We start from the raw sequence: 19,365 nt of genomic DNA on the forward strand, positions 1-19,365 counted from the left end.
CGGATCCGCTCAGCGCCGGGCCGGAAACTCCTCCTCCGGCGTGTCCTCGGGCGAGGTGCCTTCGGGGTAGTCCGTCTCGGGGCGCGCGATCTCGTCGGGGTTCTGCGTGGCGCTCATGCCGAAGGCGCGGCTGTCCCGCAGCGGCGCCTCACGCGGGTCGGCCTGCATCCCGCCCGACACCGGCTCCACCTCCGAGGTCACGCCGTCGAACACCAGGCGGATGGCTTCCAGGCTCGAGCGCAGGGCGGCGGCGACATCGAGCGCGGCGTCGCCGGTCCAGCGTGCCAGCGCATCCGGCCGGTCGGCCCGGGCGGCGAGCCGCAGGTTCAGCTCGACCTCCGCGCCGTCCGGCGTCTCATGCACGCGGATGTCGCCGGCGCAGCCCACGCCGGTCGCCGTGGCCCAGGACAGGCTGCGGTCCTCCGCCGCGGCGACGAAGCGCATATGCGCGGCCACGCCCTGTGCGCCGAGGCCGCCGCCGATCGCACGGATGCGGTCAGGCGCCTCGCGGAAGGCTTCCCGCAGGGAGGGCTGCCAGCGCGGCAGGTTCATGGGGTCGGCGAGGAATTCGTAGACGTCCTGCGCCGGCCGGAAGACGGCGATGCGCGCGCTGTGATCGGCCATGCGGAGCCCCTGTCCCAAGACCAGGGGCAACGCCGCCATTGGCGCGCCGTTGCGCCGAGCGCCGGGATCAGCGCGAGGTCAGGGCGCCCACCGCCGCGCCGCCGGCGCCGCCGATCAGCGCGCCCGTCACGAGCGAACCGCCGGTCAGCGCGCCCACCGCCGCGCCGCCCGCCGCGCCGATCGCGCCGCCCGACAGGGCGCGCTGCTGCGTGCGGTTCATCCCCTCGCAGGCCGCGAGCGGGGCGGCCACGGCCAGAACCATGGCGGCAGCAACGAGCTTCTTGCGCATGCGAATCTCCTCCGGCGTGGATTTGCCGGGGCGCAATACAGCGGCAGGTTGTGGCAACGGAAGGGCAGGGGCTGCCGACAAACGGTCACGCTTCCGTCAACGCCGCCGGCCTCGGCCGCCCTTGCCCTTCGCCGGGTCGTATCCCCCGCCGCCGGGCCCGAGCGGCTTCGGCTTCCAATCCTCCTTCTTCGGTCGGGCCTTGCCGCCCCTGGCCGGCGCCTCGGCCTGCAGCGGCCGGCCCGCCAGGTTGGGCTGCAGCCCGAGCTCGAGCGACTCCAGCCGCTTGATCTCGTCGCGCAGCCGCGCGGCTTCCTCGAATTCCAGGTCCGCGGCGGCGGCGCGCATCCGCTTCTCCAGCTCTGCGATCGTCGCGCCGATGTCCTTGCCCACGAAGTTCGCGGTGTCGTCGCCCTCCACCGCCTCGACCGTCACGTAGTCCTGTTCGTAGATGGACTGCAGGACCTCGCTGATGTCGCGCTTGATGGTCTGCGGCGTGATGCCGTGTTCCTCGTTCCAGGCGATCTGCTTGGCCCGGCGACGCGCCGTCTCCTCGAGCGCGCGGCGCAGGCTGTCGGTCATCACGTCGGCATAGAGCACGACGCGGCCTTCGGCGTTGCGCGCGGCGCGGCCGATGGTCTGGATCAGGCTGGTCGTGCTGCGCAGGAAGCCTTCCTTGTCGGCGTCCAGGATCGCGACCAGCGCGCATTCCGGGATGTCGAGGCCCTCGCGCAGCAGGTTGATGCCGACGAGGACGTCGAATACCCCTTTCCGAAGGTCGCGGATGATCTCGATGCGCTCCAGCGTATCCACGTCGGAATGGAGGTAGCGCACGCGGATCCCGGCCTCCGTCATGTATTCCGTGAGGTCCTCCGCCATGCGCTTGGTCAGCGTCGTGACCAGCACGCGCCCGCCCTTCTTCGCGACTTCCCGGCATTCCGCGAGCAGGTCGTCAACCTGGCCCTCGACGGGGCGGATCTCGGTGACGGGATCCACCAGGCCAGTGGGGCGGATCACCTGCTCGGCGAAGGCGCCGCCGGTGCGCTCCATCTCCCACGGTCCCGGCGTCGCGCTGACGAAGACGGTCAGCGGGCGATAGGCGTCCCATTCCTCGAACTTGAGCGGGCGGTTGTCCATGCAGGAGGGCAGGCGGAAGCCGAACTCGCTCAGGATGGATTTGCGCGCGAAGTCGCCGCGGTACATGCCGCCGATCTGCGGCACCGTGACGTGGCTCTCGTCCACGATCAGCAGCGCGTTCTCCGGCAGGTATTCGAAGAGCGTCGGCGGCGGCTCGCCGGGCTTCCGGCCGGTGAGGTACCGACTGTAGTTCTCGATGCCCTTGCAGCTGCCCGTGGTCTCCAGCATCTCGATGTCGAAGGTCGTGCGCTGCTCCAGCCGCTGCGCCTCCAGCAGCTTGCCCTGCTGGTGCAGGATCTCGAGCTGCCGCTTCAGCTCCGTCTTGATCTCGCGGATCGCCTGCTGGAGCGTCGGCCGCGGCGTGATGTAGTGGCTGTTGGCGTAGATCGCGACGCGGTCGAGCTCGCCCACCACCTCCCCGGTCAGCGGGTCGAATTCGCGCAGGCCATCCACCTCGTCGCCGAACAGCGACACTCGCCAGGCCCGGTCCTCGAGGTGGGACGGCCAGATGTCCACGGTCTCGCCGCGGATGCGGAAGGTGCCGCGGGCGAAGAAGCTGTCGTTGCGGCGGTACTGCTGCTCGACCAGGCCCTTGATAAGTACGTCGCGGTCGATGCGCCCGCCGCGCTCGAGCTTCACCACCATACGGGAGTAGTTCTCGACCGAGCCGATGCCGTAGATGCAGGAGACGGAGGCCACGATGATCACGTCGGGCCGTTCCAGCAGCGCCTGCGTCGCGCTGTGGCGCATACGGTCGATCTGCTCGTTGATCTGCGCGTCCTTCTCGATATAGGTGTCGGTGCGCGGGACGTAGGCCTCGGGCTGGTAGTAGTCGTAGTAGCTGACGAAATACTCGACCGCGTTCTCCGGGAAGAAGCTCTTCATTTCGCCATAGAGCTGCGCGGCGAGCGTCTTGTTCGGCGCGAGCACGAGGGCGGGGCGCTGCACCGCCTCGATCACCTTGGCCATGGTGAAGGTCTTGCCCGACCCCGTGACGCCGAGCAGGACCTGGTCGCGCTCGGTATTCTCCAGCCCGGCGACGAGCTGGCGGATCGCCGCGGGCTGGTCGCCATTGGGCTCGAAGGGCGAGACCACCTTCAGGCGCTGACCGTTCGCCAGGGGGGGACGCTTCTGCGGGTAGAACAGGACCGGGGTGGGCGCGAGGACGTTCATGCCCCGAATGTGGGCGCCCCTGGCCCCGCCGTGAAGCGCCGGGCTACACCGCGGTTATGGGTATCGAGATCGAGCGCAAGTTCCTGGTGGCAAACGCGGCCTGGCGGGCGGAGACGCGCGGCGTCGGCACCCCGATGCGCCAGGGCTACCTGGCCGCCGGCGGCCGCGCCCAGCCTTCGGTGCGCGTCCGCCTCGCCGGCGATCGCGCCTTCCTCACGGTGAAGGGCCCGGGCGGCAAGGTGCGGGCCGAGTTCGAGTACCCGATCCCCGCGCCGGATGCCGAAGGCATGCTGGCCCTCTCGCCCCTGGCCGTCCTGTCCAAGACGCGGTGGGAGGTCGAGCATGAAGGCCATCTCTGGACGGTGGACGAGTTCCACGCGCCCGCCGCGCTGGACGGCCTGGTGCTGGCCGAGGTCGAGCTGGATTCCGAGGAGGTGGACCCGCCCCTGCCGTCCTGGCTCGGCGCCGAGGTCACCGACGACCCGCGCTACAGCAACGCCGCCCTCGCCGCCGCACTGAGCGCCAGATGACGTCCCCGTAGGCCGTTCCGCTCGCGCTCGTGTGAGGTGACGTAACGGCCGCGCGACGAACATCCGCCGCGCGCTTCCGTTGACTCCGCCGACCGGGCCGCGTGCCCGAACGGAAGGAGACGACAGCATCATGGCGATGACGTTCAGGCAGGCGGCGATGGCCTCGGCAGTTGCGGCGACGCTCGGCTTCGGCGGGCTCGCCTTCGCGCAGCAGCCGACCGGCCAGCAGGTGAACCCGAGCCCGATGCCGCCCGGCAGCCGCGCCGGCGATGCGCCGGGCATGGGCTCGACCGGCGCCGCCGCGGCGCAGGGCGCCCCCACGTCACAGGCCAACCCGACCCCGATGCCGGCCGGCAGCCAGGCCGGCACCGCGCCTGGCATGAACCCGGCCGGCACGACGGCGCAGGGCCAGGCCGCGCCGAACGCCCAGGGCGGGCAGTCGCCGCAGGCCCGCGCGCAGAACCTGACCTCCCCGGATACGCCGGCGACCAGCCGCACGGGCTCTCCGCAGACGGTCGGCCAGGGCCAGGGCACGAGCGCCCAGACCATGCAGGGCACCGGGCCGGTCACGGCGCAGGGCGCCACCAATCCTGATCGCGGCGTCCCCGGTGGTCAGGGAGCCCAGGCGCCTTCTGGCCAGCCCGATGTTGGCCGCGGCACCGCGCAGGTGACGACGCCGCGCGACAACGCCACCGGCGCCAACCCGCCGAACCGCGGCACCTCGAGCGACCCGAGCCCGCCGGCCGCGACGACGCAGCACACCGAGCCTCGCACCGCCGCGGCGCCAGTTGCCGGCGCCAACTCCTTCACCGAGGGCCAGGCCCGCGCGCGCATCGGCGATGCCGGCTTCAGCGACGTGCAGGGGCTGACCAAGGACGACCAGGGCATCTGGCGCGGCCAGGCCATGCGCAACGGCCAGCAGACCGGCGTCGCGCTGGACTACCAGGGCAACGTCGTGGCGACGCCGCGCTGACCAACAGAACGGCAACGCCGCGCTGAAGGCGCGGCGTTGCCGGGCAGACCGAACGCACCGATTTCAGGAGGACATCATGGCCACCCGGACCATCGCACGACTCTTCGACGACTCAAGCACCGCGCAGGCCGCGGTGAACGAGCTGGAAGGCGCGGGCTTCGCGCGCGACGACATCAGCTACGTCGCGGGGCAGGGGACCTCCGCCAATGACACCACCCGCACGACCACGACGCGCGGCGATACCGGGGCCGACACCGGAGCGGGCACCGGCGCGACGCTCGGCACCGTGCTCGGTGGCGGGGCCGGGTTGCTGGCGGGCCTCGGCGCGCTGGCGATCCCGGGCATCGGGCCGATCGTGGCCGCAGGCTGGCTGGTTGCGACGCTGACCGGCGCGGGCGTCGGCGCTGCGGCGGGCGGGCTGCTCGGCGGCCTGGCCGGCGCCGGCTTCGGCGAGGAGGATGCCGCGACCTATTCCGAGGGCATTCGCCGCGGCGGCCATCTCGTGGTCGTGCGCGTCGCCGACGACACCCGCGCCGCCGAGGCCGAGCGCATCCTCGACCGGCATGGCCCGGTGGACATGGATCGCCGCACTAGCGAGTGGCGCGACGCCGGCTGGACGGGCCCTGGCGCCGGCACGACCGCGACCGGCACCGCGGCAGGCACAGCCGGCGCGCTCGGCGGCGGCATGGCCGCGCCCGGCCTGAACGACGACGTTACCAGCGCCAACGACCCGACCCGGCGCCGCCCCGGCGACGTCGCCTGAATCGGCGAGGCCTTCCCCGCCACAACGGGGAAGGCCTCAGCCCAACAGCCGCCTCAGCGTGCCCCGCACCGCCGGCAGCAGGTCCACGCCCTCGGCCTCGTTCACGTAGCCGCCGGTGTAGAGCCGCAGCAGCAGCTGCCGCCGGATCGCATCGTCCGCGAGGAAGCGGATCGCCGCGCCGTCGGGCAGCTGCCGCGTCGTCTCGAAGGGGATGCGCAGCGCGCCGCCATCAAGCAGCAGCGTCCCGCGGCTTCCCGCGCCAGGCAGCGCCCCAGCGATCTCGATCCGCGCCCCACGCGTCGAGAGGTCGCGCAGCCGCACGCCCGTCCAGCCCCCCGGGCCGGTCATGATCTGCGCGGGCTCGTCGGTCGCGAAGCGTTCCTCGATGCGCGGACGGGGCAATTCCACGCAGCAGGCGATGACGATGCCGAAGGTGAAGAGGTTCAGCAGGCTCCAGGCCATGTTGAGCGAATACCCGTGGCCCGTCCGCGCGCTGCTCCATTCCGAGACGTGCATCGCCATCCCCGCCGCGGTGAGTGCCGCCATCACCGCCCAGGGCGCGAGCAGCCCCCACTGCACCGTCACCGTGTCGCGTGAGATGCCCTTCGGCGTGACCTTGAACGGCCGTCCGAAGGGCTTCACCAGCGCCTGTGCCACCGTGACCATGATCGGGAAGGTCACGAGAAGCTGCGTGACATCAGACAGGACCGGCATCAGCCGCCAGCGCGAGATCACGCCCATCGTCACGACGATGCCGCCAACGGCAGGCACGAGGTAGGCGAGGAGATCGCCGTCCTCGCCCTGGAAGCAGCGCAGGCCGAACCACCAGAACAGCGCCGGCGCCGCCAGCACGGCGACGCGATAGGGAAAGGTGCCGATCCAGTAGAGCAGCGAGTCGAAATGCGACAGGCGCTGCGCGAGGGTCAGCCGCGCCGGACCCCAGGGCGACCAGCGCGTGAAGCCCTGCTGCACGATGCCGAGGCACCAGCGGCAGCGCTGCGTCACGTATTCCGACAGACCTTCCGGCGCCAGGCCGGCCGACAGCCGCTCGTTCAGGAACACCGTGCGCCAGCCATGCTCCTGCATCTGGAAGCTGGTCAGCATGTCCTCGGTGACCGTCTCGGTCGCCATGCCTCCGGAATCCAGCAGCGCCTGGACGCGGATCACGGCGGAGGTGCCGCAGCAGAAGGCCGCGCCCCAGGCATCCTTCGCGGGCAGCAGCGTATTGAAGAAGAAGCGCTGCTCGTCGGGCCAGGCCTGGGCGGACAGCAGGCCGGACTGCACGGGGTCCGGGTTGAAGAAGTGCTGCGGCGTCTGCACGACGCCGACATCGGGCTCGGCGAAGAGCGGCAGGGTACGGCGCAGGATCCGCCGGTGCGCCGCGAAATCCGCGTCGAGCAGCAGGATGAAGGCCGGGCGGCGCCCGATCGCCAGCGCATGGCGCAGCCCGTTGTTGACGTTGCCGGCCTTGGCGTGCCTGCCCTTGACCCGATGCAGATAGAACGCGCCGAGCTCCTCGGCGAGGTCCCGCACCCAGGGCCGCGCGCCGTCGTCCAGCACCCAGACCCTGAGGTCGCGATGCTGGATGTGCGTCGCGCAGAGGATCGTGCGCTCCAGGATCTCGCGCCCTTCGTTGTAGGTGCAGATGAAGACGTCCACCGGGGCGTCGCGCAGCGCGTGCGGGATCGACCGGTCCGCCTGCTCGGACCGGTCGGCGTGGCGCAGCAGCGTGGCGCAGACCAGCAGGGAGGACAGCGCGCCGAGTGTCTCGAGCCCGAGGAAGCCATGCGCCCAGGCCTGCTGCAGCACCCCGCCATCGCGCAGCGGCGCGGTCCAGCGCCAGGCCATGTAGTGCAGCAGCCAGCCGATCGCGGGCAGCAGCATCAGCGCCCGCGCGACCGGGCGGTCCACGTCCATCAGGCTCGCCACCAGCAGCGGCAGCCCGATCGCGAGCATCGCGGGGACCCAATCCTCCAGCATCCCTGCCTGCCTCAGAGGCCGGGCAGGGCGACGGGTCGCTCGAAGATGACGCGGCCGGTGCGCCCGACCGGGCAGGCCGGGCCCTGTGGCGGCGTCGCGATGTCCACCTGGACGACCTGGCCGCCGCCGCGCGGGCGCGTCGGGACGGCGGCGATGCGCCCGCCTTCGGTCACCATGCCGTCGGGCAGGAAGCCGTGCACCACGCCGGCCCGCTCCGTCGGATCGCCATCCAGCAGCACGCGGGCGGGCTGGCCGGGCTGAATCATCGGCACGTCGCGCTGGGCGACGACGGCGAGCATGAAGACCGCACGGCAATCCAGCAGCTCCGCCACCGTCTCCTCGGCCTGCACGCGCTGGCCGGGAGCCGCCAGCACGCGCCAGGCACGCAGCCCGGGCGGCGCCTGCAGCGTCGCTGCGCGCTCGGTCTCGTGCCGCGCCGTCTCCTCCGCCACACGCCGGCTTGCGCGCGCCAGCGCGGCCTGCTGCGCCGCGAGCTGGCGCGCCAGGTCGGTGCGGCGCATCGCGATCTCGTCGAGCCGCTGGTCGAGATATCCGACGCCGCCGAAGCCGCCATTCAGCACGAAGCCGCGCGACAGCGCCTCCTCCTGAGCGCGGAGCGCCGCGCCGCGCGCGGCGAAGGCGCCGGCTTCCTGCAGCGCGGCGTCACGATCGGCCTCGACGCGTTCCCGCAGCGACGCCGCGGCATAGCCGCCGCGGGCGAGCTCGATGGTGCGCGTCGCCTCCTGTCCGGCGCGGCGGGCGCGCGCCTCGGCGGCGGCGAGCTGGCGCAGCCCTTCCTCGACGCCGGCGGAGAGCATGCGCGCGGTCTCCTCCCGGTACGCCGCGGCACGCTGGGCGAGGCTGGCGGAGAGATCGTCGAGCGACGCGATCTGCGCGCCGAGCGAGGCCGCCTCGTCCGCCGCCCGGTCGCGCTCGGCCAGGACGTCGAGCAGCCGCCGGCGGTCGGCGCGCGGATTCTCGACCAGCACCGCAGCGCCCTCCGGCAATTCCTCGCCGGCGCGCAGCGCGATGCGCGCGACCTCGCCGCCGATGGGCGTGCGCAGCGGGATGGTTGTGGCCGAGACCACCGCGTGTTCCGTCGCGACGGTGAACTGCTGGCGGGCGAGCCCGAGAGCGGCGGTGCCGACCAGCACCGCGGCGACGACGAGCCGCGCGCGGCCCACCGGCAGCTTGCGCTTCGACGGCGGCGGTGGAGCGGGTGCGATCCGGCTCATCTGCTCGGAAGGAGGGAGGAGCGGCGCGCGGAGCGGGGGGATGTCGTTCATGGCTGGGGACCAGGGTCGCCCAGATTCGTAAAAACTCGATTACGTCTCGCAACGAGAGACGGTCGCGATTCGGGTCGGCGTGGTGCCGGGTGAGGGACACGCATTGGAGCCCCAAACCTCGCGGAAAACCTCGGCTTTCAGCTCAGCGAGCCATGACCTGTTTATCGGGAGGTCGGGGCAGCGCCGTTACCTTAGCTCGTGCGCAGGACGCGCGGCTCGGAGCCTCGATTGACCATGCCGCAGAACGCCCCCAAGAGCCCATCAGAGCGGCTTGCTCCATCACGGGCACGTTTCCCGCCTTCCCTGAACACCGAAAGGCTATCCAGCGGATCCCTCAGGGGCCCTCAGCGCCATCCGCGTCATCCGTGTCCGGATCAGGAGGGTGAGACGATGCGCCCGCTGGTGACCGCAATCATCACCTTGCCTTCCAATACCTCCGGACGCGAGGGTAGCGTGCCCGCAAGTTCTTCCGCCACGGCGCCGTGTACAGGCCGTGCTGCCTCGTCCTTGTCGCTCGTGAGCAGCACAACGACGCCCTGATCGGTGTGGGACTCGCTTCGGGCGGTGACGTAGCTCAACACACCTGGAACCATTCCCCCGTCCGGCGCCCCCGCGACAACCGACTGCTGCACGGCTTCAAGGGCCTTTAGAGAAAGCCCCCCGGCTCCGAACGTGATGATGGCGAGCGTATGCGCGGAGTCTGAGCCTTCGCGAAGCTCGACGCTCTCCGCGTGCAGCACTTCGCCCCCGATCACCTCCGGTGGGTTCGGGAGAGCTTCGCGCAAATGACCCACCACCCAGGCCCGTGTCTGCTCGTTGGCCGCAAGAGCGTGTTCACGGCTGTCGAACAGCGTGGTGGCGAAGACGGTTCGCTCGTTTGCAGCCGCGGCAACGAAGTAGGCGCCGAACCCCGCCAGGCCGCTGAGCATCGGCAAGAGCGTTCCCTTGACGAGGTGCGCGATGTCGTCCGGCCGGCCGGCGGTGCCGCGATACGTCCTCACCGTCAGATACATGGAGGCCTCCCACTCGCGTGCCGCCCTCCGTCCAGAACCGATCAAGGATGATGGTAGTTGCAGCCTCGGCGAGCATCAGTGGCGGGGTCTTCCACCGAATAGCCATTTCGGCTTCCAGTGTCAGAGACCGGGGTGCACAGCCAAAGAGAAAGCTCCGGAGCGCGGCGGGCACAGCCTCTTGCCGCTGACGAACACCCGAAGGGGGGGATGGCAGGCCAACACACGAGGCCCCCTAATGTGCCCGCCGCCTCGGAAATGTAGATGCGAGCAAAAGCGATTGCTACAAACCCTGGGTTGTCATCATCAGCGTGCTGCGGCGCGCCTAGGAGCGGACATGAGCGGCGACGCCGCCGACCAGGATCGTACTTCACTCTGAGTCCCGACCCTCGCTGTTCCGCTTGTCCCGCCTGAAAGGTAACTTCACGCCACGCACCGACGTGCAGCCCAGAGCGGCAATCACCTGCGAAGTTGCTCGCCGGAACCGTTCGCGCATCGGAGTTGCAGAGTTCAAGGCGACGCCGGTGGCGGGCGAAGTCGGCAACGCCGCACTCGCAACGCGCGAATGGTTTCGCGCAATACTCCATTTACGTAACAACAATGCGCGAGGTATGATCTATCTGCCACCTCACAGGTTGGTGCCCTGGAAATCATGATCGCGGAGCAGCGATGGGCGAGGCTGGCGACGAAGCGGAGAAGCTGGTCCGGCTCCTGTGGAAGGTGGCGGCACGCGCGACTCTGGCCGAAGCGAAGGCCGATGCCGCGATGAACGGCATGGCTCTCCTGTTAGCGCATGTGGCGGCCGACGCTGATACGCCGCTAATCAAGTTGGAGCAGCTACTCGCGTACTTGGAGATACTGGTCGTACGGGCCGGCGACCCTGCTAGGGCAAACGCCATTGGCATCAGCGCGGCTCAGTCCGATGCGCATGACGCGCTGCGGAGTCTGGCCGAGCGGCTGCTACCGCTCGCCGTCGCCAATCGTACCGGAGGACCGCAAGCTGGTGCCACGGTGCCGAAAGGCAATCCGGCAAGTTAGGTTGGCCGGGCAGCAGCCTTCGACGACGTAACAGGGTCCGGAGGCTCACTTTTCAGGGCCAGAGATGACGCACTGTCCGCGGTGACCAGCAGCTTCACCATCGCGATTTGCGGGCCTGCGTGTAGCTGCACTCTGTCCGGTCATAGGGCTTAGACCCAGCCGTAAGCGAGCGTCTCGGAACGGCAATCAGCTGGCGAACTGGCCCTGGGCCGGCGCGCCAATGTATGATGCTGCAGCCCCACATTCTTGCGACCTCGATGCTTGGGGAACACCGAGCCACCAGATGCAACACGCGGTCCTGGCGAACGCGATGCCCCGGCCAGGCCGGCGGAGATCGCCCTGATGCGCTCTACGTCCATACTCTCGCTGATCCGTCACGCAATTCCGGTTGTCGCCGCTGCACTTTGGGTTGTCGTACCTGTCGCCGTTGAGGCCCGAGGAGGTGCGGGGAGCGGCGGAGGGATGGGCGGCTTCCATGGGAGCGGGGCGTTTCGAGGCGGCACATTCGCTTCGCCTCGTGCCGGGGAGCGCCCGCCCGGTGGCGGGCCGAGTAGTGATCATCGCTTCGACAACGGCATCCGACTACCCGATCTCACTGCACTGGACGCGCGTAATCGCGTCTTGGTGCCGCGTCTACGCCCGACAGTGCCGTTGGGCGTAGGACGGACGGTGCCGTTTACCGCTTCGATCGTGCCGCCATTTACCGGCTTGGTGCCGCCGTCCTTCACCGGGCCGACGGTCCCTCCATTTGCCGGTGGGGTCGTCCCGCCCGCCTTCGGCACGCCAGCACCTCTGCCCATCACGCCAAGCGTCGGCGCTGTGGAGATTTGGCGGCTGAACGGCGATGTCTGGCGCAGGCAGACGATGCTGCCACCCGTTGCGGTCTGGCGTCGGGACGAAAGCGGGCGCTGGCAAGCAGGGTCTGGCGATTAAGCGCATCTACGTGGGGATATCGCCGGGCGTGTACGGCAACCTTACGCGCTCGCCTCGACGGCAAGCGGCGTCTGATCCACGGTCAATCGCAGCTTCACCTTCCCGATCTGCTCGCCGACTTCGGTCAGCAGATTATGGGCGATATACGCGGCGGATGCCGGCACGATCAGGCCATCGTGCATCGGCAGCGCAAGGACGCCTTGTGAGCGCAGGGCCTGCATGACCGCGGTGATGATAGAAGCTTCAACGCCGGTCGGCATGTGCGCCAGCAGGCGGTTCGGCTGGCCGTACAGAGCGAGATGTGCCGAGACCAGCGCCGGCTCTCGGAGAAAGGGGTAGCGGCGCATCACCGCTTCCCCGCTTGCCTTCGGGCACCAGGGTGCCCCGTCTGGCGCCCTCGGCGCTTTCCCCTTCGCCCATTTCTTCACTGGCGAGCCCTTGCCGAGCGTTGCCGTCACCCAGGCCTTTACCGCTTGCCGTCCGTCCGGGAACTCGGGAAAGTCGTAGGGTTCGCCTTCGGGGGCCGGCAACTCCATCAACCCGTGCAGGACGACCCGCCCTCGCCGAAGGATGGCCGCAGAGCCGTATCGACGAACTCATGCCGTGGTGCACGGCGAAAACCGCTCAGAACTGACGCTCCAGCAAGGGCCGCAGAGCAACGCTCTCCGTCCGTGCCGGCGCACCGACGCGCAGCGCTGCGCCGGCCAGCCTGATCTCGACCGCGGGTGTGCTGCGGGACGGTGCTGGCCCCAGCTAAGGCGTCGGCGCTTCCGCCACGATTGGCACGAAGGCTGGCTCCGCCGGAGCCGTAGCCGACGCCAGTGCCTTGCGGGCCTGCCGGCACCGGTCGAAGACCTTGCTGCGGCGTGACCTGCCGGCGCCGCGCCACCTCGGTCACCACCGCGCCCGCTGCGCCGTCTCCGCGACCTCCTCGCCTTGTCGTCGTCCGACCATGTCCGTCGCCGGCCAGCGCCCGTCAGAACCTCGACGCGCTGCCGGACGGCCCGACTCCTTGTCCGGCTCCGTACGACCTAAAGCAGAATGCACGCCGTGCGTCCGCGTGGCCGCGGGAACCTTTTCACGACTCTCTCCCGTTAGGTTGCGGCATGTCTGACCGCTCTGCGACGGACGAAGCCGTACGCCTCCCCGGCATTGACGCACTCCGCTACGCCATGGCGTTCCCGGTGGTGGTGATCCACGCTCTGCCGGACCCGCAGGTCTCTCTCGCGCAGGACCTGGCGCATATCACCTGCCTCGGCGCCGTGCCCTACTTCTTTGTTGCATCGGGCAACTTCCTCGGGCGTCGTGCCGAAGCTTGGCCCGAGGCATTCCTCCGCCCGGTGCGGAGGCTACTGCCGCTGCACCTGTTCTGGATGGCAGCCTATTACGTGGCATTGAAAGCCTATCCAGTTCAGGATTGGGAGTTCAGCCCGTCTCACTTGCTATACGGCGGCGTGGCCTATCACCTCTGGTTCCTGCCGGCGCTTTGCTTCGGCCTTGTCGTGGTTGGCCTCGGCCGTGCCGTGGTCGGTCTTCGTCTCACCGCGATGGCGGCCGCAGCGCTAGCGCTCGTCGGTCTCGCCAAGGGCGGATACCACGACCTGCTGCATCTTGGCGGCACGCCGGTGCGTGGTGGGGTGCTGGTTGCGCCCGCCTTCATCTGCGTCGGCGCCCTGCTCGCTGAGCGCCATGTGACGCTCGGCTGGCGCGCGCTGCTCGGCATGGTGCTGGCTTGCCATGCCCTGCTGCTCGGCGAGACATGGCTGGTTGGCGCAGCGTCGGGTGCGGAGGCGCTGCCAGCGCATGACTTCATGCTCTCCAGCTTCCCACTTGGCGCGGCGATCCTCCTGCTCGGGCGCGCCCTGCCCGATGCGGCGCCGATACGCCGTGTCGCCGATCTCGGCCGGATCAGCCTCGGGGTCTACGCCGCGCATCTCTGGTCCGTATGGCTGCTCGCACCGCTCACCGGACGTGGCAGCTTCTGGCAGATCGTCCTGCTTGCGCTCGGCGCCTTTGCACTGGCCACCGGCCTGAGCCTGCTGCTGAGCCAGTTCCCTGGGCTCAAGCGCTTCGTCGCTTGACTGCGGTCACCTCCGTGCCCGCCACAGATCGGTGAGTGGCGGCGCCCGCCGCGGAGCACAACGCCATGCGCGATCTGGTTCAAGGAACCTTGAGCGTGCAGATAACCGCCGGAGTGAAACTGGCCGCCGGTTGAAACCTGACCCAGGCTCGGGGTGCCCTGTCGTGCTGACGAGGGGCCTGGATAGTCAGGAGAGAACTGGAGGTGGAGATCCGGGTGTAGCTCAAGCTCGGCAAGGGCGTGCGCGAGATTGCGCGAAGAAGGGCTTGGTCATGACGCGGTCAGTGAAGATCGCGACCGTCCCCGTGCTGCCTGGCGGAAGGCGCCAGCGCGATGCGAACCGCGAAGAGCATCGGCGCAAATCCGTCGGCGTGACGGCAAGCGGCGCACGGTCTAAGGGCGGTGGGCCCTTGCCTCGGCGGGCTGGGCCGGGCAGAGGAAGCGGATGACGCGGCAGGCGGGCTGGATCGCTGCAGAGGCGGTGATCGGGATGGCCGGCACCGTCGTGACGACCTTCCTCGTCGCACGCATCGTCGGTCCGGACCAGGTCGGGCGCGCGGCCCTCGCGAGCGCCGTCGTCATGCTGGTGCAGCCGATCGCGGCCTATGCCTTCACCAACGCCATGGTCCAGCGCCCGGCTCTTGCGACGCCCGACATCGCCAGCGTGCTGTGGACGAGCCTCGGCCTCGCCGTCGCGCTCGCCCTGACCATCGCGGCCGCCGGCCTGCTCCTGCCCGGCCTGCTCGGGCCCGGCGTCGGGCCGCTTCTGGCAGCCCTGGCGCTTGTCCTGCCCCTGAATGCGATCGAGGGCACCGCCAACGGCGTGCTGCTGCGCCGGCACACCTTCCGCGAACTGGCGCTGCGCGGCATCGGGGCCCATACGGTCGGGCTGGCGACCGGCCTCTCGCTGGCGCTCGCCGGCGCCGGCGCATGGGCGATCGTCGGCCAGCAACTGGCCTTCTTCGGCACCGCCGCGGCACTCGCGGCCGCCTTCGCCCGCCTCCCGGCCGTTCCCGTGCTCCACCTCGGAACGATCCGCGGCATGGCGCGCTTCGCGGTGACCTCCGCCGCAGGCGGCATCGCGGAGCGCGCCGGCCTCCGCCTCTTCCTTCTTGTCGTGGCGGGCGGGCTGCCGGCGCTCGCCGGGGTGCTGCAGATCGCCTTCCGCATCGTCGAGGTCGCGCGCGACCTGCCCTCGCCCTTCGTCCACCGCTACGGCCTGCCGGCCCTCTCGCGGCTGCGGCCGCGGCCGGAGGCCTTCCAGCGCCGGCTGCAGGCTCTGTGCAGCCTGGCGGGCCTAGCCTTCGCGCCCGTCTTCGCCGGCTTGGCGCTCTGCGCCCCGGACGTGCAGGCCGTCCTGCTCGGGCCTGCCTGGACGGGCATCGTGGCGCCCGTGCAGGTGCTGTCCGCCGCCCTCGCGCTCGGCGCCTTCGCCCTGCCCTTCGGCATGGCCTTCACCGCGGCCGGGCGGCCGGAGGTGAACCTCGTGCTGACCGTCGGCGGCATCGGGCTCACGCTGCTGCTCGCGCTGCTGGTGCCGAAGGCAGGCCCCCCGGCCGCCGCGGCCTGGGCGGCGGCGCTGCTTGCCGACGCGGCGGCCGCATCGGTGTTCGCGTCACGCTGGCTCGGCTTCCCGCTCCGGCGCCAGGCGCGGCTCCTTGCGGCGGCGCTTCTGCCCGCCGCGGCCGTGGTCGCCGCTGTCCTCGCGGCGGAGGCGGCCGGGCTGCTGCCGGCGCGGCCGGCGCTCCTGGTCCTCGCGGCCAAGGTGGCGATCGGGGCCGCGGCCGGAGGCCCGATCCTGGTCCTGCTCGCCCGCGCCCCCTGGCGGGAGGTCTCGGCGCCCGTCCCCGACGCCAGCTGAGGGCGCGCGGGGCGCTCTGCCCTACCGGGCGGCGGATCGCCTGGGCGCGGCGGCCTCATTCGCTGGCGTGGAGATCATGCCGCGGCAGCTCGCGGCGCCGCAGCGGCATAGGAAGGGCGCGCTGATCCGCGGCTCCGTGTGGAGGTAGTCGATGGTGATCTCGGACCCCGCCGCGATCTCCTTCAGCGCATGGAGCCAGTTCCCCTTGTCCCGGAACTCCGCGTTCGGGTCGCAGGAGTGGCTGATGAAGCGGAACGGCTCGGAGGGGTCGATGCGCTTGCCCCCGAGATGGATGCTGTGCACCGTGTCGCGGTCCAGCTCCGGGCCGTCGCAGTAGCCGATGACGTCCCCCGCCGCGATTGCCTCGGCGGCGAACACGCATTTGCCCTTCACCGGGTCCAGCTGCAGCCGCGCCCGGCGCCGCCAGCGCGCATCCACGATCCTGTCCTGCGCTTCCATCCTGTCTCTCCCAACAAGGAACGTGACAACGCCGGCGCCCGTGGTCAGGTCGCACCGGTCGTGGCGAGGCTGCGGCCCGGATCGACCCAGAGGTCGCCGAGCACGCGGTCGCAGCGGTCGGGGAAGAACGGCGCGCAGGCGTTGCTCGTGTAGTGCGTCAGCTCGCCGAACCAGATGCGCCCGCCCGAGAGGTAGAGGTCCACCCGTACATGGTCGAAGCCCGCGCCGAGGCGCGCGGCGAGCGCGGCCATGGCCCGCACCTCCGCCGCCGGCAGGTAGGTCGGGCAGTCCTCCTCGGGCGCGACGAGATCGCCCCATTTGAAGGGCAGCGGGCCGAGTGTCTCGGCGTCCCGTTGCAGGTAGCGGTAGCCCGGGCCGAAGCGGTCGATGTGCACGTCCACGATGCGCGGGCGGCCGTGGAAGACGTAGAACTTGTAGTCGGGCGGCGCCTTCCCCTCGGCGTCTTCCAGCAGCGCCTCGGCCAGCAGCCGCGGCCTGATGCGGCTGTAGGCCCATTCGCCGGTCCAGCGGTAGTGGTTGTCGGCCAACCACTCCTCCGCCACGCGCAGGGCCTCGGCGCGATCCACCGCGGCCTTCTCGCGCACGATCAGGTTGGTGCCGGATCCGTGGTTCGCCTTCAGCACGAAGCGATCCGGCAGCGCGTCCCACGGGATGTCGGCGGCGCGGTCGTAGGTGCCGATCAGCGGGATGAGGTACTCCGGCCCGATCCGCTCCGCGACGAAGTCGCGCACCGCGATCTTGTCCGAGGTGCGCACGAGAAGCGGGTCGCGGTCGTGCAGGATCTTGTGCGCCAGCCTCTCGTTGTGGGTGCGCGGGTTCCGCAGGTCCGGCTCGTAGCCGAGCGCGGCGCGCATCCGGCGCCGCAGCGCGCGCGCGTCCCGCGCGCGGGCAAGCGCCGGCACGGCATCCACGGCGGCGTGGAGCGCGGATCGCGCCGCGCGCCGGAGCCCGGCGGGCAGCACGACACGGAGCGCCCCCAACGCGCCTGCCGCCGCGTCGCTCATGCCGGCTCCACGCCGTCGAGCGCCTGCGCGCCGCGGCCCGGGCCGGCCCGGCGCGCCTTCTCGGACGCGATCCGGCGCCGTGCGAGGGCCGCGGCCGGCCCGGGCATCGTCGCGGCGGCGAGGGCGCGCAGCGTCTCCCGTGCGGTAAGTGGCCGCTGCCCGCCCCAGCCATGCTCCCAGTGGTGCACGGCGAAGGTGTTGGGCGTGATGCAGGCGGGCGTGAAGGATTCGGTCCAGTGGTAGGGATAGAACCGGTCCACCGGCATCAGCGTGACGCCTGCCACGTGCTGCGGCGCGCCCGTGCAGCGCGAGAGCCCTTCATCCCGCAGGAGCCGGGTGATGAGTCCCGGCCCGTGACTGTCGCCCATGCGACGCCAGCCCGGCATCTCCTCATGGAAGGCGCGGAGGAGGCGACGGACGAAAGGGTGGCCGGGCTCGGCGCCGAAGACCGCCCCGTTGACCCAGCTGTCGCTCGGCTCGGCGACCTGGAAGCCGAGGACGGCGCGCTCCTCCCGAAGCGGGTCGAGGGGCTTCAGCAGCTCGATGTCGGTATCGAGGTAGAAGCCGCCATACCTGTTCAGGGCATGCATGCGCATGTAGTTCGAGATGCGGTTCCATCCGCGGGTGGCGTAGGCCTGCTGGAGGTAGCGGACCGACCAGTCGATGTCGGCATCCGTCCAGGCCATGATGGGCCAGTCCGGCATCTGCTGACGCCAGGTCTCGATGAACTGGCGGTGCTGGGCCGGCATCGGAGCCGGGCCTACCCAGACGTAATGAAGCAGCTTCGGAATGGACATATTGGTCCAGCGATATTGCGACATCATTCAACGGAAAGACGCTACGCGCCAAAGTCTCTACAATCTGCTCACTTACATGCGATGAAATGGACACGGGAACGGCGCAGCCGGTTGCATCTACAAGCGCGCTATCAACTTCGCATAGTGGTCAGCATATCGGCTTCTTTGACACGACCGCCGCGCTTTTCAGGCGAATCATTTGCAGTCCTCTGACGCAATCGAACGCTTGTATTGCGCAACCCGCGCCGCCCGCTGCGCGCCGATCTCACGACCATCGATTACCATCTGACGGAGGCCGGCCGCGACCTCAGCCCATTGGTGGAGGCGATCGGCTTCCGAGGTGGTGGCGCCGGGCGACGGCGCGTTGATCGTCGCGAGCCAGGGCGCCGACGTCATCCACTACCGGGCGGGCATCGAGGGCGGGCTGTCGGTGCAGGGCTTCGACACGGGATCGGACAGAATCCTGCTCGAGGGTGTCACGCCGGAGCAGGTGCGGATCTACGACTTCACCGAGCATCCCAACATGCCCGAGTCCCGCGGCGCGACGCTGATCGCCTTCGACGACCTGCTTCCCGGCACGCCGCTGCACAGCCTGATCTACCTGCCGGGCGCGAGCGGGCTGATCCTCGGCGACGAGGTGCTCATCGCCTGATCCGACGCGGACGCGTTCGCGAAGCGGCTGCCATGCGCTCCGCCAGTGCCAGCAGCGTGGTGCGGCAGCGCGATGACGCCTTGGCTAGGGTTGTCAGCCGACCTGTGGGAGAGGTCGGGCGCTCGGGATGCCGGGCGCCGAGACGCTCAATTTCCTGGCGCCGGTCACGGCGGCCGGATTTCTTTGTCGGCTTCGGCAAGCGTCAGCATGCGAGGCCAGCGCAAAGTTGGTAAGGTGGACGCCGCGCCGCTCACGGCGCCACACCTTCGGTGCATCAAAGGGGAAGCGAAAGAGCACGACGAAGATCAGCGGCGGCGGCAGCAGCTGAGCAACGAGGAAATGCCTGGCCGTGCGGAACACAAGCCGTCTCCAGCGCCCCAGAGCCCAGTACTCCGCCAGGGTTATGCAGCTGGAGTCGATGTCCTCTCCGCGGTCGCGATCGTTGAGGTCGTTCCAGACCGCATGATGTCCCGCATGCTGCCGCCGCCAGAGGCTGTAGGGCGTCAGGCTAAAGAGCGAGCAAAGCCGGCCGACAGCATCGTTCACTCGCCGCGATCGGAACAACGACCCGTGTCCGCAGTCGTGCTGGAGGGCGAAAACCCTCACCACCAAGCCCGACGCTGGCAAGGCGAGGCACAGGGCGGGCCACCAATCCAGAAGCAGGCCGACATACATCGCGGCGACCAAGGCAAGCAGCGGCGGAAAGGTCGTCGCCATCTGCGAGAAGGCGGTCCACGGCATCGCCTTGTTAAATCGGA

Annotated in this window: 19 protein-coding genes; 8 read left to right on the plus strand and 11 right to left on the minus strand. The window is 70.3% G+C overall.

Features of this window, described 5'->3' with window-relative positions; all coding sequences use genetic code 11:
* Positions 1-9: 9 nt before the first annotated feature.
* The 3 genes from ACLF3M_RS27760 to uvrB all read right to left on the minus strand — a co-directional run bounded on the left by ACLF3M_RS27760 (position 10) and on the right by uvrB (position 3,220).
* Positions 10-624 carry an SRPBCC family protein gene (locus ACLF3M_RS27760; protein WP_430660253.1) on the minus strand — a complete coding sequence of 205 codons (615 nt, stop codon included), beginning with the start codon at positions 622-624 and terminating at the stop codon, positions 10-12.
* Positions 625-691: 67 nt separating this feature from the next.
* Positions 692-913, minus strand: coding sequence for a YMGG-like glycine zipper-containing protein (locus ACLF3M_RS27765; RefSeq protein ID WP_430660254.1), 222 nt, complete (start codon positions 911-913; stop codon positions 692-694).
* 96 nt (positions 914-1,009) lie between these two features.
* Positions 1,010-3,220 (minus strand): excinuclease ABC subunit UvrB, encoded by a 2,211-nt coding sequence (gene uvrB / locus ACLF3M_RS27770; RefSeq protein WP_430660255.1) that lies wholly within the window; start codon positions 3,218-3,220, stop codon positions 1,010-1,012.
* Positions 3,221-3,276: 56 nt separating this feature from the next.
* Here uvrB and ACLF3M_RS27775 point away from each other — a divergent pair, with 56 nt between their 5' ends.
* The 3 genes from ACLF3M_RS27775 to ACLF3M_RS27785 all read left to right on the plus strand — a co-directional run bounded on the left by ACLF3M_RS27775 (position 3,277) and on the right by ACLF3M_RS27785 (position 5,486).
* A complete protein-coding gene (locus ACLF3M_RS27775) occupies positions 3,277-3,750 on the plus strand; it encodes a CYTH domain-containing protein (RefSeq protein WP_430660256.1) in 474 nt (157 codons plus the stop codon).
* Between the two features lie 136 nt (positions 3,751-3,886).
* On the plus strand, positions 3,887-4,723 hold the full coding sequence (locus tag ACLF3M_RS27780) for a hypothetical protein (RefSeq protein ID WP_430660257.1): 837 nt from the start codon (positions 3,887-3,889) through the stop codon (positions 4,721-4,723).
* Between the two features lie 76 nt (positions 4,724-4,799).
* The gene (locus ACLF3M_RS27785; RefSeq protein WP_430660258.1) at positions 4,800-5,486 is read left to right on the plus strand and encodes a hypothetical protein; all 687 of its coding nucleotides are present in this window, start codon (positions 4,800-4,802) and stop codon (positions 5,484-5,486) included.
* Positions 5,487-5,522: 36 nt separating this feature from the next.
* Here the strand turns inward: ACLF3M_RS27785 and ACLF3M_RS27790 are convergent, their stop codons facing one another.
* From ACLF3M_RS27790 to ACLF3M_RS27800, 3 genes are all read right to left on the minus strand, one after another.
* A complete protein-coding gene (locus tag ACLF3M_RS27790) occupies positions 5,523-7,466 on the minus strand; it encodes a glycosyltransferase (RefSeq protein WP_430660259.1) in 1,944 nt (647 codons plus the stop codon).
* A gap of 11 nt (positions 7,467-7,477) precedes the next feature.
* A complete protein-coding gene (locus ACLF3M_RS27795) occupies positions 7,478-8,701 on the minus strand; it encodes an HlyD family efflux transporter periplasmic adaptor subunit (protein WP_430660260.1) in 1,224 nt (407 codons plus the stop codon).
* Between the two features lie 425 nt (positions 8,702-9,126).
* Positions 9,127-9,765: a hypothetical protein gene (locus ACLF3M_RS27800; protein WP_430660261.1), complete on the minus strand. Its 639-nt coding sequence runs from the start codon at positions 9,763-9,765 to the stop codon at positions 9,127-9,129.
* A 398-nt stretch (positions 9,766-10,163) separates the two neighbouring features.
* Here ACLF3M_RS27800 and ACLF3M_RS27805 point away from each other — a divergent pair, with 398 nt between their 5' ends.
* Both ACLF3M_RS27805 and ACLF3M_RS27810 read left to right on the plus strand, forming a co-directional pair.
* On the plus strand, positions 10,164-10,418 hold the full coding sequence (locus ACLF3M_RS27805) for a hypothetical protein (protein WP_430660262.1): 255 nt from the start codon (positions 10,164-10,166) through the stop codon (positions 10,416-10,418).
* 13 nt (positions 10,419-10,431) lie between these two features.
* Positions 10,432-10,800, plus strand: a complete 369-nt coding sequence (locus ACLF3M_RS27810) for a hypothetical protein (protein ID WP_430660263.1) — start codon at positions 10,432-10,434, stop codon at positions 10,798-10,800.
* A gap of 974 nt (positions 10,801-11,774) precedes the next feature.
* On the opposite strand, the gene ACLF3M_RS27815 is transcribed toward ACLF3M_RS27810, so the two are convergent.
* On the minus strand, positions 11,775-12,272 hold the full coding sequence (locus tag ACLF3M_RS27815; protein ID WP_430660264.1) for a hypothetical protein: 498 nt from the start codon (positions 12,270-12,272) through the stop codon (positions 11,775-11,777).
* Between the two features lie 567 nt (positions 12,273-12,839).
* Here ACLF3M_RS27815 and ACLF3M_RS27820 point away from each other — a divergent pair.
* Together ACLF3M_RS27820 and ACLF3M_RS27825 are read left to right on the plus strand one after the other, a co-directional pair.
* On the plus strand, positions 12,840-13,814 hold the full coding sequence (locus ACLF3M_RS27820; RefSeq protein WP_430660265.1) for an acyltransferase family protein: 975 nt from the start codon (positions 12,840-12,842) through the stop codon (positions 13,812-13,814).
* 444 nt (positions 13,815-14,258) lie between these two features.
* Complete coding sequence (locus ACLF3M_RS27825) at positions 14,259-15,674, plus strand: oligosaccharide flippase family protein (RefSeq protein ID WP_430660266.1); 1,416 nt, start codon at positions 14,259-14,261, stop codon at positions 15,672-15,674.
* Positions 15,675-15,695: 21 nt separating this feature from the next.
* On the opposite strand, the gene ACLF3M_RS27830 is transcribed toward ACLF3M_RS27825, so the two are convergent.
* From ACLF3M_RS27830 to ACLF3M_RS27840, 3 genes are read right to left on the minus strand one after another with little or no spacing between them, the layout of a single operon-like run.
* On the minus strand, positions 15,696-16,133 hold the full coding sequence (locus ACLF3M_RS27830) for an SET domain-containing protein (RefSeq protein WP_430660267.1): 438 nt from the start codon (positions 16,131-16,133) through the stop codon (positions 15,696-15,698).
* Positions 16,134-16,177: 44 nt separating this feature from the next.
* Entirely contained in the window at positions 16,178-17,158 is a 981-nt protein-coding gene (locus ACLF3M_RS27835) for an ATP-grasp fold amidoligase family protein (protein ID WP_430660268.1), read from the minus strand.
* Positions 17,155-17,907 carry a glycosyltransferase gene (locus tag ACLF3M_RS27840; RefSeq protein WP_430660269.1) on the minus strand — a complete coding sequence of 251 codons (753 nt, stop codon included), beginning with the start codon at positions 17,905-17,907 and terminating at the stop codon, positions 17,155-17,157. The genes ACLF3M_RS27835 and ACLF3M_RS27840 overlap by 4 nt, the downstream gene beginning before the upstream one ends.
* Before the next feature lie 388 nt (positions 17,908-18,295).
* Between ACLF3M_RS27840 and ACLF3M_RS27845 the strand changes: the two genes are divergently transcribed.
* Positions 18,296-18,607, plus strand: coding sequence for a hypothetical protein (locus ACLF3M_RS27845; protein ID WP_430660270.1), 312 nt, complete (start codon positions 18,296-18,298; stop codon positions 18,605-18,607).
* A 93-nt stretch (positions 18,608-18,700) separates the two neighbouring features.
* Here ACLF3M_RS27845 and ACLF3M_RS27850 read toward each other — a convergent pair.
* Positions 18,701-19,365, minus strand: a 665-nt coding sequence (locus tag ACLF3M_RS27850) for a fatty acid desaturase (protein ID WP_430660271.1), incomplete at its 5' end; no start/stop codon positions are given.

It is taken from the genome of Falsiroseomonas sp. HW251, assembly GCF_050563545.1.
Classification (GTDB): Bacteria; Pseudomonadota; Alphaproteobacteria; order Acetobacterales; family Acetobacteraceae; genus Falsiroseomonas.

What these genes read in the sequence shown, in the direction of transcription:
- ACLF3M_RS27800 (WP_430660261.1), bottom strand. Translation starts at nt 9,765, where the DNA reads ATGTATCTGACGGTGAGGACGTATCGCGGCACCGCCGGCCGGCCGGAC.
- ACLF3M_RS27835 (WP_430660268.1), bottom strand. Translation starts at nt 17,158, where the DNA reads ATGAGCGACGCGGCGGCAGGCGCGTTGGGGGCGCTCCGTGTCGTGCTG.
- ACLF3M_RS27760 (WP_430660253.1), bottom strand. Translation starts at nt 624, where the DNA reads ATGGCCGATCACAGCGCGCGCATCGCCGTCTTCCGGCCGGCGCAGGAC.
- ACLF3M_RS27825 (WP_430660266.1), top strand. Translation starts at nt 14,259, where the DNA reads ATGACGCGGCAGGCGGGCTGGATCGCTGCAGAGGCGGTGATCGGGATG.
- ACLF3M_RS27810 (WP_430660263.1), top strand. Translation starts at nt 10,432, where the DNA reads ATGGGCGAGGCTGGCGACGAAGCGGAGAAGCTGGTCCGGCTCCTGTGG.
- ACLF3M_RS27830 (WP_430660267.1), bottom strand. Translation starts at nt 16,133, where the DNA reads ATGGAAGCGCAGGACAGGATCGTGGATGCGCGCTGGCGGCGCCGGGCG.
- ACLF3M_RS27790 (WP_430660259.1), bottom strand. Translation starts at nt 7,466, where the DNA reads ATGCTGGAGGATTGGGTCCCCGCGATGCTCGCGATCGGGCTGCCGCTG.
- ACLF3M_RS27780 (WP_430660257.1), top strand. Translation starts at nt 3,887, where the DNA reads ATGACGTTCAGGCAGGCGGCGATGGCCTCGGCAGTTGCGGCGACGCTC.
- ACLF3M_RS27795 (WP_430660260.1), bottom strand. Translation starts at nt 8,701, where the DNA reads ATGAGCCGGATCGCACCCGCTCCACCGCCGCCGTCGAAGCGCAAGCTG.
- uvrB (WP_430660255.1), bottom strand. Translation starts at nt 3,220, where the DNA reads ATGAACGTCCTCGCGCCCACCCCGGTCCTGTTCTACCCGCAGAAGCGT.
- ACLF3M_RS27765 (WP_430660254.1), bottom strand. Translation starts at nt 913, where the DNA reads ATGCGCAAGAAGCTCGTTGCTGCCGCCATGGTTCTGGCCGTGGCCGCC.
- ACLF3M_RS27840 (WP_430660269.1), bottom strand. Translation starts at nt 17,907, where the DNA reads ATGCCGGCCCAGCACCGCCAGTTCATCGAGACCTGGCGTCAGCAGATG.
- ACLF3M_RS27775 (WP_430660256.1), top strand. Translation starts at nt 3,277, where the DNA reads ATGGGTATCGAGATCGAGCGCAAGTTCCTGGTGGCAAACGCGGCCTGG.
- ACLF3M_RS27820 (WP_430660265.1), top strand. Translation starts at nt 12,840, where the DNA reads ATGTCTGACCGCTCTGCGACGGACGAAGCCGTACGCCTCCCCGGCATT.
- ACLF3M_RS27785 (WP_430660258.1), top strand. Translation starts at nt 4,800, where the DNA reads ATGGCCACCCGGACCATCGCACGACTCTTCGACGACTCAAGCACCGCG.